11 protein-coding genes, 1 tRNA gene and 1 pseudogene are annotated in these 12,941 nt (G+C 61.1%); 2 read left to right on the top strand and 11 right to left on the bottom strand.

The window, feature by feature from the left end:
- Nucleotides 1-46: 46 nt before the first annotated feature.
- The 6 genes from U0C82_RS14370 to U0C82_RS14345 form a co-directional block, all read right to left on the bottom strand.
- A complete protein-coding gene (locus U0C82_RS14370; RefSeq protein WP_322187863.1) occupies nt 47-964 on the bottom strand; it encodes a cation diffusion facilitator family transporter in 918 nt (305 codons plus the stop codon).
- Nucleotides 965-968: 4 nt separating this feature from the next.
- Complete coding sequence (locus U0C82_RS14365) at nt 969-3,164, bottom strand: anthranilate synthase (protein ID WP_322187862.1); 2,196 nt, start codon at nt 3,162-3,164, stop codon at nt 969-971.
- 225 nt (nt 3,165-3,389) lie between these two features.
- Nucleotides 3,390-5,072, bottom strand: a complete 1,683-nt coding sequence (locus U0C82_RS14360; protein ID WP_322187861.1) for a formate--tetrahydrofolate ligase — start codon at nt 5,070-5,072, stop codon at nt 3,390-3,392.
- Nucleotides 5,073-5,625: 553 nt separating this feature from the next.
- Entirely contained in the window at nt 5,626-6,189 is a 564-nt protein-coding gene (locus U0C82_RS14355; protein ID WP_322187860.1) for a TetR/AcrR family transcriptional regulator, read from the bottom strand.
- A 220-nt stretch (nt 6,190-6,409) separates the two neighbouring features.
- Nucleotides 6,410-6,751, bottom strand: coding sequence for a carboxymuconolactone decarboxylase family protein (locus U0C82_RS14350; RefSeq protein WP_322187859.1), 342 nt, complete (start codon nt 6,749-6,751; stop codon nt 6,410-6,412).
- Between the two features lie 27 nt (nt 6,752-6,778).
- Entirely contained in the window at nt 6,779-7,573 is a 795-nt protein-coding gene (locus U0C82_RS14345; protein ID WP_322187858.1) for an SDR family NAD(P)-dependent oxidoreductase, read from the bottom strand.
- Nucleotides 7,574-8,409: 836 nt separating this feature from the next.
- On the opposite strand from U0C82_RS14345, the gene U0C82_RS14340 reads away from it, so the two are divergent.
- Nucleotides 8,410-8,500: transfer RNA gene (locus tag U0C82_RS14340), tRNA-Ser, on the top strand.
- A 209-nt stretch (nt 8,501-8,709) separates the two neighbouring features.
- Here U0C82_RS14340 and U0C82_RS14335 read toward each other — a convergent pair.
- Both U0C82_RS14335 and U0C82_RS14330 read right to left on the bottom strand, forming a co-directional pair.
- Complete coding sequence (locus U0C82_RS14335) at nt 8,710-9,006, bottom strand: hypothetical protein (RefSeq protein ID WP_322187857.1); 297 nt, start codon at nt 9,004-9,006, stop codon at nt 8,710-8,712.
- A complete protein-coding gene (locus U0C82_RS14330) occupies nt 9,003-9,341 on the bottom strand; it encodes a hypothetical protein (protein WP_322187856.1) in 339 nt (112 codons plus the stop codon). The genes U0C82_RS14335 and U0C82_RS14330 overlap by 4 nt, the downstream gene beginning before the upstream one ends.
- On the opposite strand from U0C82_RS14330, the gene U0C82_RS14325 reads away from it, so the two are divergent.
- Nucleotides 9,309-9,740, top strand: coding sequence for a transposase (locus U0C82_RS14325; protein WP_322187855.1), 432 nt, complete (start codon nt 9,309-9,311; stop codon nt 9,738-9,740). The genes U0C82_RS14330 and U0C82_RS14325 overlap by 33 nt on opposite strands.
- 176 nt (nt 9,741-9,916) lie before the next feature.
- Here the strand turns inward: U0C82_RS14325 and U0C82_RS14320 are convergent, their stop codons facing one another.
- The 3 genes and pseudogenes from U0C82_RS14320 to U0C82_RS14310 all read right to left on the bottom strand — a co-directional run.
- A complete protein-coding gene (locus tag U0C82_RS14320; protein WP_322187854.1) occupies nt 9,917-10,687 on the bottom strand; it encodes a DeoR/GlpR family DNA-binding transcription regulator in 771 nt (256 codons plus the stop codon).
- 176 nt (nt 10,688-10,863) lie between these two features.
- A complete protein-coding gene (locus U0C82_RS14315; RefSeq protein ID WP_416186699.1) occupies nt 10,864-12,159 on the bottom strand; it encodes an aspartate aminotransferase family protein in 1,296 nt (431 codons plus the stop codon).
- Nucleotides 12,160-12,205: 46 nt separating this feature from the next.
- Nucleotides 12,206-12,835 (bottom strand): annotated as a pseudogene (locus tag U0C82_RS14310) (phosphotransferase enzyme family protein); the annotation flags it as partial.
- Between the last annotated feature and the right edge of the window lie 106 nt (nt 12,836-12,941).

Below are 12,941 nucleotides of genomic sequence, written 5' to 3'. Positions count from 1 at the left end.
CCGATCGTTCGATCCGCCGGCCCGGCATCGATTTGACACGGTCCGTTCAGATGACGGGAATACCGGTCGCCTGCGCCTCTTCCTCGGGTTCGACATGGATCTGGATGTTCGCGGTGGTGAAGGTGGCCGCCAGCGCCTCCTCGATCCGGTCGCAGATGACATGCGAGGCCCCGACCGTCATCTCGCTCGGCACGACGAGATGGAACTCGATGAAGATCATCCGCCCCGACAGCCGCGTGCGCAAATCGTGCACCTCGATCGCACCGACGGCATGGGACGAGATGATTTCCCGGACCTGCGCCTCTTCCGCCGGTTCCATCGCCTGATCCATCAGGCTGGACAGCGAATGCGACACCACCTTGAAGCCTTCGCGCAGGACGTTGAGTGCGACGATTGCCGCCAGGATCGGATCGAGGACCGGAATGCTGGTCCAGGTCGCGATCCCGAGGCCCGCGATGACGCCCACGGAGGTCACCACATCGGCCATCAGATGGCGGCCATCGGCGGCAAAGGCGGGGGAGCGTTTCGCGCGCGACAGGCGAATGAGGTACATCGCCCAGCCGAAATTCGCCACCGTCGCAACGCCGTTTATGGCAAGACCGACGATCGGCATCTCGATGATCCGGGGATTGCGGAACGCGTCCCAGGCTTCGACCAGAATCCAGACCGCGGCGCTGGCGATGAGAACGCCTTCGACGACGGCCGAGAAATATTCCGCCTTCGTATGTCCGAACGGATGGTCGTTGTCCGCAGGCTTGTACGAGATGGTGATCGCCCAGAGCGCAATCAGGCCCGCCACCACGTTGACGATCGATTCCAGCGCGTCGGAAAACAGCGCGACCGATCCGGTGACGGCATAGGCCGCATATTTGACGCCGAGGACGACGACGGCGATCGCGACGGACGCCAGCGCGATGCGCTTGGCGAGCCGCGCGCCTTCGTCGATCGTTGCTTCTCCGGCCACCGAACTAGGCTGCCTGATCCCTGGCCCGCCGCGGCAGATGCGCGACGATATTCTCGATCATCTTCAGGCCCGCCTCCCCGCCAAGGCTCATGATGCTTTCGGGGTGGAACTGCACGGCCGCGATCGGCTCGGACCGATGCTCGAACGCCATGACGATCCCGTCCTCGCTCTCGGCGGTCACCTCGAAGTCCCGTGGCAGACGCACCGGATCGGCGAAGATCGAGTGATAGCGCCCGATCGTCACTTCATCGGGAAGTCCGGAGAAGATGATCCCGGGTTTCGAGACGCGGATGCGCGAAGCCTTGCCGTGATAGGGAATGCTGAGGGTTCTGAGCTCGCCGCCATAGGCTTCCGCCAGCGCCTGCAGGCCGAGACACACGCCGAAGATCGCCGCGCCATGGGCGCGGGCCTTCGCGATGGTGCCGGCACAGTCGAAGTCGGTCGGCGTGCCGGGCCCCGGGGAGAGGACGACGAGATCGGGATCGATCCGCTCGAAGATCTCGGCCGGCACCGGCGTGCGCACGGTGGAAACCTGCGCACCGGTCTGCCGAAAATAGTTCGCGAGCGTATGGACGAAGGAATCCTCGTGGTCGACGAGAAGGATCTTCAGCCCCTCTCCCACCTTGGCGGCGCTCAGCTTGGCAACGCCCTCGTCGGTCTTGCCGGCGTCGCGAATCGCGCCGAGCAGCGCCGACGCCTTCAGCTCCGTCTCGGCCTCTTCGGCTTCGGGATCGGAATCGAACAAGAGTGTCGCGCCGGCGCGAACCTCCGCAATGCCGTCCTTCAGGCGTATCGTGCGCAAGGTCAGCCCGGTGTTCAGGTCGCCGTTGAAGTGCACCATGCCGACCGCGCCGCCATACCAGGCGCGCGGGCTCTTCTCGTTCTTTTCGATGAAGCGCATTGCCCAGAGCTTCGGCGCTCCGGTAACGGTCACCGCCCAGGCGTGAGACAGGAACGCATCGAACGCGTCCATCCCGTCGCGCAGAACACCCGTGATATGGTCCACGGTATGGATCAGGCGGGAGTAGATTTCGATCTGCCGGCGTCCGATCACCTTGACCGAGCCGGGATTGCAGACGCGACTCTTATCGTTGCGGTCGACGTCGGAGCACATGGTGAGTTCGGATTCGTCCTTCTTCGAATTCAGGAGCTTCAGCACCTGCTCGGCATCGCCGATCGCGTCGCTGCCGCGCGGCACCGTCCCGGAAATCGGACAGGTCTCGACACGCTTGCCGGTGACGCGAACGAACATTTCGGGCGATGCACCGATGAGGAATTCGTTCGAGCCGAGATTGACGAAGAAGGAATAGGGCGAGGGATTGACCGCCTTCAGGCGGCGCGAGATTTCCGAGGGCTTGTGCTCGGCGCGCTCGTAGAACACCTGGCCCGGAACGACCTCGAACAGGTCGCCGCGCCGGAACTTGTCCTTGGCCGAGCGCACGAGGGCCGCGTATTCGCCTGGCTGGTGGTCGCCGCGGCCGGGAATGCGCGAAGCCGGCGCGAACCCGTCATCGGACCCACCCGAGGCAAGTCCCTTGGTCGACAGGCCGCCTTTCGTGAATTCGTAGGAGGACAGGACCGCCGAGGCGGAATAGTGATCGACCTCGAGCACCTCGTCGGGAAGATAGAGAACGAGGTCGCGCTGATCGGCCGGGCGCTCGAGGCTCTGTTCGATCGGATCGAACTGGAAGGCCAGATCGTAGCCGAATGCGCCGTAGAGCCCGCACCGCGCGTCGTCGCCGGTCTTGAACAGGGCCACGATCGCGCGCAGCACCGAGAAGACGGATGGCATGCGCGAACGCTCTTCCTCGGTGATGGCGCGTTCGGGTTCCTTCACGATGACCCGCACGCGGGCGCCCGAAGGTTCACGCGAAATGCTCGCCAGATCGTCGCTGCCGTCGAGCGCATCGGCGATCATCGCCAGAAGTTTGGTCCCGCGCGGGTTCAGCGCCTCGATGTCCATCCGGCGGCCGTTGGAGGTCAGGACGAGGGGCGGATCGACGAAGGCGATGTCCTGCTTGGTGTAGCGGCCGGGATATTCGTAGTTCGAGAACAGGATCGCGCCGCGCCGCGTGTCGAGCTTGTCAAAATAGGGCTCGATCGCGCCCGCATAGGGCACGCTGCGGGAGCGGCGGACGATGTCCACGCCGCCCTCGGTCGTGAACGTCTCGCTGCCATCGGGGAGAGACTGGGTCGCCATCGGTCTTGCGTCCTTCATATCGCGCTTAAACAAACGCCGAGCGCCATAAGAAAAAGGCCGCCAGCGTTTCCGCAGCAGCCTTCGACAAGTTGATCACGCACAGGTCGATAGGCCGCCTCTAGAGCGACCGCCACCAGACCGTGAGCATGATCGTTTTCAATTTCATCCGCCATGGATAGCCGAGGTCGGGCGAGACGGCAAGCGTCCCGCCCGTTTGCGACAGGTTTAGAACAGACCTTCGATGAGCCCGTCTTCGTTCAGGCGGATCGTCTCGGCCGACGGCCGTCTCGGCAGGCCGGGCATCGTCATCACCTCGCCGCAGATCACGACGATGAAGCCGGCGCCCGCGGAGATGCGGACTTCGCGGATCGGGATGTCGAAACCGGTCGGCGCGCCGCGCCGGCTCGGATCGGTGGAGAACGAGTACTGGGTCTTCGCCATGCAGACCGGCAGCTTGCCGTAGCCGGCCTCTTCCCATTCCTTCAGCTGGTTGCGGATCTTGGAATCGGCCGTCACGCCATCGGCCCGATAGATCTCTTTGGCGATCGTCTCGATCTTCTGGAACAGGCTCATCTCGTCCGGATAGAGGGGCTTGTAGTTCGCCTCGCCGCTTTCGCAGACCTTCACCACCGCCTCGGCCACGTTGGTGATGCCCTTGGATCCGTCCGCCCAATGTCTGGCGACCAGCGCATCCGCCGCGCCTGCCTGCCTGGCATAGTCCACGGCCGCCTGAAGCTCGGCATCCGTGTCCTTGATGAAATGGTTGAGCGCGACGATGACCGGAACGCCGAACTTCTTCAGATTCTCGATGTGGCGTCCGAGATTGGCGCAGCCATCCTTGACGGCCTGGACGTTCTCGGTTCCCAACGCGTCCTTGGCGACGCCGCCATTCATCTTCAGGGCGCGAACCGTGGCGACGAGAACCACTGCCTTGGGGGACAGACCCGCCTTGCGGCACTTGATGTTGAGGAATTTCTCCGCGCCGAGATCGGCACCGAAGCCGGCTTCCGTCACCACATAGTCGGCGAGCTTGAGCGCCGTCTTGGTGGCCACGACCGAGTTGCAGCCATGGGCGATGTTGGCGAACGGGCCGCCATGGACGAAGGCCGGGTTGTTCTCGAGCGTCTGGACGAGATTGGGCTGGATCGCGTCCTTCAGGAGAACCGCCATCGCGCCATCGGCCTTGATGTCCCGGCAGGTCACCGCGGACTTGTCGCGGCGGTAGGCGACGATCATGTTGCCGAGGCGTTCCTGCAGGTCGGCGAGATCGTCGGCAAGGCACAGGATCGCCATCACTTCCGATGCGACGGTGATGTCGAAACCGGCCTCGGCGGGAAAGCCGTTCGCGACGCCGCCGAGCGACGTCGTGATCTGGCGCAGCGCGCGATCGTTCATGTCGACGACGCGCCGCCAGGAGATCCGGCGCTGGTCGATCTCCAGCTCATTGCCCCAATAGATATGATTGTCGATCATCGCCGACAGGAGGCTGTGAGCGCTGGTGATCGCATGGAAATCGCCGGTAAAGTGAAGGTTCATGTCCTCCATCGGCACGACCTGCGCATAGCCGCCGCCCGCAGCGCCGCCCTTCATGCCGAAATTCGGACCGAGCGAGGCCTCGCGGATGCAGATCATTGCCTTCTTGCCGATGGCGTTGAGGCCGTCGCCCAGACCGACGGTGGTCGTGGTCTTGCCTTCACCCGCCGGCGTGGGGTTCACGGCGGTCACGAGAATGAGATTGCCGTCCGCACGGTCCGCGACGCTCTTGATGAACTCGGCCGAAACCTTCGCCTTGTCATGGCCGTAGGGAAGCAGATGCTCCTGCGGAATGTCCAGTTTGCTGCCGATCTCCAGAATCGGCCTCTTGCTCGCTGCGCGCGCAATCTCGATATCGCTTTTCACGTCACTCATGGCTTCGCCTCCCTGCCCCACAAAGATTTTGATGGGCCAAGTTATGGTCAATTGCGGGGCTGAAGGAAACAGGACGACGCCAAGAAAGCCGGGCGTCGATACGAATCTTACCGAACGGGTAGACGGTCACCGGCAGTTGGAGAATGGCAGGTCCGGTTCCTCAAAAAAGATGAGAAAACCGCCGGCAGCGGCGGCCATACAAGGTTGGGGAAACCGCCGAAATCGGCGGTCATGCTCCCCCGGTCGAGCCCCCTCAGATCAACGTCCTGCAACCACAGGCCTGCGTCCGGACGTTCAAGACACCGGACAGATCATCGGATCGTCGCGCGTCCGAAAGGACCGGTCATGCTGAAACGGCCACCTGCGCAATCGGAACGGTCTCGGCGGGAACCGGCGCTTTCGTGCCGGGCCGTCGGCCTTGGGCGAACCGACACCGTCAGCGTTTTCGATGCCACCTTCGTTGGCACTCCTAAACTCCGCCTGCCTCGCAATCGATCGATTCGCTGGTCCGTGGAGAACCCTCCGGCCCCACCAAAAAGGAACGGCCGGTCTATCAGGCGTGTTCCACGACGAGCCGGACAACATTCGGGCTCAGCGAATCTTCGTCCCTCGTCGCCCAGTTGACGAAGCTGGCCCCCTCCAAGAGGCTCAGCAGGAGAAATGCCTTCTGCCTGGCGCCGCTGCCTCTCGGAATCTCCCTGCAGTGCATGCCCTGCTCGAGCAGTCCGGTCAGCCAATTCAACTGCATGTCGAAGAAGCACTGCGTCAACCGCTGGAGACCGAGCGGCAATGCCGACATTTCGGCTGCCAGCGCACCGCACAGTGGCAGCAGGCCGCCATCGGAACCCGACCGGAACAGCTGGAAGAAAGCTTCGAGACGGGCAATCACGTGCCCATGCTCGGCCTCGATACGCCCGAACTCGATTCGGACACGATCGATATAGTCCTCGACGATCGCGGTTCCGAGATCTTCCTTGGTCGGAAAGTGATGGTGGATGCTTGCCTTCCGGATACCCACCGCCTCGGACAGGTCCGCGTAGCTGAACGCGGTGTAGCCGCGTGTACGCATCAGGTTCTCGGCCGTGTGGATCAGGGCGTCGCGTGTGCCGACAGCCATATCGCCTCCTCAACTCCGGAACCATCTTCAAGCGGATCCGACCTAGCATATGCCAGATCGTCAATCGACACGCGAGGAGCATCGCCGACACCGCTGGGGCATCGCACGTCCCTTCAGACGCACGATGTCCCAACGATCGTCTTGATGTCCCGCAACAAGGTTTCCGAAATCATTCCCGGGTTTCAGGCCGATCTACCGGGCAGCGCGGCAGTCTGCTCGATCACGCTTCCAGTTCCTCGAACGCCTCGAAGGCGCGTGACGAGTACACGTAGGCGGCGCCGGCATTGAGTGCGATTGCCGTGCCGAGGGCCGCGGCGACCTCCTCCCTGCTGGCCCCGGCACGCTTGGCAGCGCTCGCATGAGCGGCGATGCAGCCGTCGCAACGCGTGGTCACGGCGACCGCCAGGGAAATCAGCTCATGCGTCTTGGCGTCGAGCGCGTCGCCTTCGCGCGTCGCGGCCTCCAGCTGGTGAAACGCCGACGCCACCGGAGCATTCGCCTTGTCGAAGCGGGTGACGCGTCTGACCAGCGCGCTCAACTCTCCGAACCATTTCTTTTCCATGTCGATACGCCTTTCTGTTTCAGGAATTCATTTGCCGAGCTTGCGCGCAGCCATCACACCACCATCGACGTCCCAGACTGCGCCGGTTACCCATGAGGCCTTGTCCGACAGGAGGAAGATGACGGTTTCGGAAACGTCGCGCGGCGTGCCGTTGCGACCCAGCGGATGGAAGCTGCTGAATCCCTTCAACGCGTCGCTCAACTGCTCGCCCGGAATGAAGCGCTCGAAGATCTTGGTTTCCACGATCGCCGGGCTGACCGAGTTCACACGAATGCCGTGCTCCGCCAGTTCCGCGGCAAGGTGCCTCGTCATCGCGTCCAGACCGATCTTCGCCATCGAGTAGGCGGACGCGGGAACGGTTTCGATAGCCTGGCGGGCCGCGACGGCCGTCACATTGACGACCGAACCCGGCTTCTTTCGTGCGACCAGGGACAGGGCCACCTGCTGGGTGATGAAGAACAGGGAACGGTTCAGATCGAGGAAGTTGTCATAGTCCTCGATGGAATGCTCCAGGAATGGCTTGGGGTAATAGATGCCGGCTGTGTTGAGAAGCAGATCGACGTCCCCATGCTCCGCAGCGAGCTTGGCCAGCAGAGATTGCACGCTCGCCGCGTCGGACAGGTCCGAAGCGTAGGCTGTCGCCTTCTGCTCGCCGGCGATCGCGGCCAGCTGCCGACCGGCTGCCTCGGCCTTCTCGGCGCGATTGCCGACGACGATAACGGCGCCGCCCTGCTCGGCCACCATCCGGGCGACCTCGAGACCAATCCCACTCGTGCCCCCTACGACAAGGAGTTTGCGCCGCTCAAATGGCTTCGTATCCACCGAAACATCCCCTCAGCTTTTGCCTACCAATTAGTAGGATGTTTTCTGAACGCGACCTGTTGGATTGTCAATGCGGGAAATATGGGTCGAGCGGGTTCGGGGCCGATCACGGCGACATCCCGTTGCCAGGCCGCATGGCTGACCGTACGACGACAGGGAAATGGCCGACCCGGCTTGGCAAGCTTGCCGATGGCCGGCGGCCATCCGTCTTTCGCACACCGGACACCATGACGAACTGTGCGGGAACCTCACGGTCGTAGCGGGGAGCATCCGTCATGCTCACCCCCCGAGGCGATGGGCTGGCGTTTTCGGATCATGGCGTCGCGGACGACGAGGCGTCGACGAATGACAGGCATTCGGCTGACACGCAGCTGTCGCGCATGGCGGTGAGGACGGGAGATGGATCGGGAGGCGTTCAGCGTGGCGATAGGGAGTGCTTGTTCGATCCTGGAATTTGGATCTCACGCCGCAGGCGCCCGAGGAGACGCCTGATGGTCCGATCCCCCAGTCCATGTCCGATGCATGATGCCGGCATTCTCGGGCGGAACCCATATCCGCCAGCGCGCTGCCGCACCTGTGCCATGGCGGATCAGCGGCTCTTGCGGAGTGCGACATGTCCGTTCGAGACGGTCTTAGTCTTCCGATTTGACGCCCGCGACGGGATGATGTGAGCGGCACGCCGTTTTCCCGCTTGTCATCCGCCCTCTCCTCTTGCTAATGAGCCCACGCAATCCGAACACACGGATCGCAAGACCATCGCCGTTTGCTGTTCGCCCGGAAATCCGGCCCATGCGAACCACATGCGGCGAACGATCTCCCCTAAGGGGAGGCCTCGCGGAGAGGTGGCAGAGTGGTCGAATGCACCGCACTCGAAATGCGGCATACGTTAATAGCGTATCGGGGGTTCGAATCCCCCCCTCTCCGCCATATATCCCCAGCAAAGCCCTGATCTATAAGGCTTTCCAACGATCTTTTCACGCCTACTGTCACCAGTTCTGTCACCCGACAGTGCGGACACATGCGAACATTTCCGAATATCGCAGCGGATGAGGGCCGACTTCAGCCCTGCCGACGCCGCATCGCCCGACGATAGGCACGAACCGAAGCACGGGCTCTCATGATCGCCCGCAAGAGCCTCATGCGCTCGTTTCCCCGTCGAGCCAGGCCAAGGCGGCGCGTATGAGAGGAGCGGTGATGGGGTCGCATGTGTCTTTCTCGGCGAGCGCAGCACGAAGAGCCTCGGCGGCTCCGGCCCGCGTCGTCGCATGAGGCGTTTGATAGATGATCGCATCTCGCGCTGGCGTCAGGTGCTCTTCCGTGAAAGCGTCAACGGCTTCGTCGTCATCGGTAGACCGCACGAACTGGACATAGGCGGCTTCGGCCTGCCGATAGGCATCGATCGCGGCAAGCATCGGGTCTCGATCCGGCGTCATGACGAACGCTCCTTCGCCGACAAACTTTCGAAGCCCTTCGAGAGGAACGCAACCACGTCGAGGATAGCCTCGCCGAAATCGAGAAGGTCGGCGGTCGCGATGATCCGAAGGCGCTCTTCGTCAATATGCCGATCGCCGGACACTGGGCGGTGACGAAGTTCCTCGATCGCCATTTCCAGCAAGTCGCCAGCCCGGTTGAACTCGCTATCGAAGAAAACGCGAGCGTCCTCGTTCCCGGCGATGCGCGGCTGATTGCCGATATTCCCAATCCCGGGAAGCATCTGATGTAGGCCGTTCGCGACATGCACGAGGTCGGTTGTTTCGAGCCGCTGCAATGCCGCCGCTTCTGTTGGTCTGATATGCGCTCGGCGCACGGGCAAGCGCAATTGCCCAACGTTCTCGATCGGCAAAATACCGGTTCGAAGGTGTGGGCTGACACAGCCTATCGATCGAAGAAGAACGAGGAATGGCTGGATCGAAACGGCTTCAAGTCGGACATCCATCGCAAGAAGCTGAAGGGCAAGCCGATGAGCGAACGAACTTCGCACGCCAATGGCAGGCGTTCCATGATCCGCTCAAAGGTCGAGCACGTCTTCGCCCGTCAGAAGGGACCGATGGCTGCCTTCATCCGAACTATCGGCATTGTGCGCGCTGAGACGAAAATCGGCATGGTCAACCTCGCCTACAATCTCAGTCGTTTCGTTTGGCACCAAGGGCGAGGTGCGTCCGCATGACGGCGAAAACGCCGTTCGATCCGCCAGAAGGCGGACGATAAAGCATCAAAAACCGGATATCCGCTGCGGTCGAACTGTCAACCGCTCAACCTTGCCGATGTCCGACCTCAAATCTCGAAAACGACAGTACTTCGAGGCCTCCAAATTTCTAGAAACTTTGATAATCTAATCATATTTCATTTTTGAGAATTTACTAAATCCAGTCCGACCTGCTCTCGTTCGAGCGATGCGAGCAACGGACCTGTCGGTCGAATGTCGCTGATCACTAAATCGATTTGACTCCATCGCGCAAATCGCGCTGTCGCAACCCGGTCAAATTTTGTAGCATCGCAAACAAGCATGCGACGCGTACTTCGAGCGATCATTGCGGTATACACCTCGGCAGCCTCGATCAAAGCATCACTCGGTCCTTCGGGCGAAACACCGCTTGCGCCAAGGATTGCCCAGTCCGCGTTCAAACCCTCTAAGAACCTAAGGGCCTGCCCGCCGTGCATCGCGCCTTCACCTGCGTGATACAGCCCAGGTACGATCAAAACCCGGATTGTTGGATTGATCGAAAGGACCGTGGCGACGCTGAAGGAGTGCGTTACAACCGTGGCGTTCTTCATAACAGTCGCGAGACGCCGCGCGACATGGGTAGTCGTAGCGCCCGAACCGATCATCAGCACCGAGGCGTCCTTTACGTAATTTGCGGCGCGGTAAGCGATAGCGGTCCGTTCTTGAACCAAATCCTTATGGCGTTGGCTCAGCGATGGTTCGCTCGCTGGTCGAAGTACCGCTCCGCCGTAGGTTCTGCTGATCGAGCCACGTTCGGAAAGATCATCGAGATCGCGCCTTATCGTTTCTCCAGTCACCCCGAACTCTTCAGCAAGCTCGCCAACCCGCAGAGTCGGGTTTGAACTTAAGCGGACAATAATTGCGCTCTGGCGATCGGATTTCTTGCTCAACTCATGCCCATCTTTGCAGCCCCTGCACGACACCTTACAACGCCGATAGGTAAGATATTCCGCTATATTATTATGGCTTCGAGAAACCATACGTTCGCAGCTCTCTTTCCCTTGAAAGTTTATCCAACGCGCGGGAGAGATTGCAGGCGAAAACGAAAAAATGTTCCTCTGAAGAGCTACACGCGTTGCATTACAGTGTTAAGCCGATCAATAAAAATATCGACCTCTTCGCGCTTGAGGCAAAGTGGTGGGCGAATCTTCAACGTGTGGCCATAAGGGCCAGCTGCTCCGATCAGCACCCGCTCCTCTTTCAGGCCGTTGATGACCCGTGTCGCGAGCTCGGGGTCGGGCTTTGATCGATCTCCGTCCGCAACGAGATCGAGGCCGACGAACAGGCCGGCCCCGCGAGGCGTCCCGACCCGGGTGTCTTGAGAGCTGAGTTTGGCGAGAAGGGTCCGCAGGTGCCGCCCGACGTCATCCGCATGAGCTTGGAGATTTTCATCCTCGATCACATCTAGAACCGCCGCTCCAGCTGCAGCTGCAACCGGATTCCCCCCGAACGTGTTGAAATAGCCTACCGTTGCCGCGAACCATTCGAGGTGGTCGGGTCGGGCAGCCAGTCCAGCCATGGGGAAACCATTTCCCATTGGCTTGCCCATGGTGACCATATCTGGCTCGATACCGTGACGTTCGAACCCCCAGAAGGTCTCGCCGGTGCGGGCAAAGCCCGGCTGTACCTCATCGGCGATATAGAGCCCTCCAACGCTACGCACCATCTTCACGACCGGTTTCAGGAAACCCGCTGGATCAGCGAAGACGCCATCGCTCGAGAAGATCGAGTCACAGATGCATGATGAGAGACCGTATCCGCGGCTTCGAAGGGTTTTAATCGCCTTGCTGATTGCCTCGGCGAAACCCGCCTCGATTGCTTCTCCATAGTTGCGCGCGGAGGGTGCTGGAACCGCAACGACGTTCTCTGGCGGTTTGTCTTTTTTCAAGGCAGACGGAGAGATCGCTGTCGTGAGGGACGTATTCCCGTGATACGCGGTTTCGGTGACGATGACGCCTCGTTCGCCCGTCACTGTCTCGGCGACGCGCAATGCCAGATCATTGGCCTCGCTCCCCGTACAGGTCAGAGCGATATTGGCGAGCTGCTCGGGCAGTCTTTGTTTCAGGCGCTCGAGATAGTCGTCGACGACGCTATTGAGGTAGCGCGAATGGATGTTCAGCCTGGCCATCTGACGAGACACGGCATCCACGACCCTTGGATGCGAATGCCCGACAGATGGAACATTGTTGTAAAGATCGAGATAGTGATCGCCGTTCGCCGCGTGCATCCAAGCGCCCTTAGCGCTGACCATCTCGATCGGTTCGCGATAGAAGAGAACCGAGAGCGCCCCGGCATTATCGAGCCGTCGCTTGACCTCTCCCCGACGATTTTCGAGATCGGCACTGGCGTCGAACGCGTTCATATCGAGGATCTGCTTCGTCCGACTCTTCGTTGTCCGTCCGTCCATCTCAGCCACCCTCCTTCAAGAGATAGTTTTGCGCGAGCCGGATCGTGCCATCCGTGTATCCGGCGCCTAACTCCTGCGCGGTCTCCGTTTCCGCATGACTGGCAAGCCAAGCGGTCAGGAGAATGCGCCGCAGCATGACAAAGGTCGGGATCATCGCGATATGTTCCTCGCTGAGCGGAGCGACGGTTCGATAACCGCGCAGCCAGGCTTCCGCGAGCGCTGGAACGAATGGCTCTTCCTCGATGAAGCTGATCGCTGCGGCGAAATCGTAGATGAACCAGGAGAAACCGCAGTCGTCAAAATCGATGACCGTGGTCTTGTCATCTTCTACTAAAAGGTTGGCAAGTCGAAGATCTGCATGGACAAGTCCGAAGCGGTCCTCTCCTTCGCCATAGTTCGCCAAGTGCTTTTCGATGACGGCGCAGGTCCGCTCGAGAATCTCACGTCCATCATTGGTCAGGCCGATGGCTGAGCGCCAGTCACCCCAGAGGGGTTGATTTCCCAGCATCGTCTCGTACCGCCAGGTTTTGCGTGTAAAATGATCGGGGCGGCGCCAACTGCGGGCATGCTGATGCAACCGGGCGCTAATCGCTCCGAGGCGTTTAAAACCCGGTTGTTGATTTCCAAGCGGAACTGACCCGGGTTTTCCATCGAGAAGTGACCCGGCTTCAGTTTACTTTGAGAGGGTCATGTCTGGGTCAAGGGATGTGCGTTCTCCTTCTTCGTGCGGTTGACGA

Origin of the sequence: Fulvimarina uroteuthidis (assembly GCF_034321785.1) — a bacterium.
Lineage (GTDB): Bacteria > Pseudomonadota > Alphaproteobacteria > Rhizobiales > Rhizobiaceae > Fulvimarina > Fulvimarina uroteuthidis.
The sequence above is the reverse complement of the archived record's forward strand: the minus strand, read 5'-3'. Positions and strand labels throughout refer to the sequence as shown.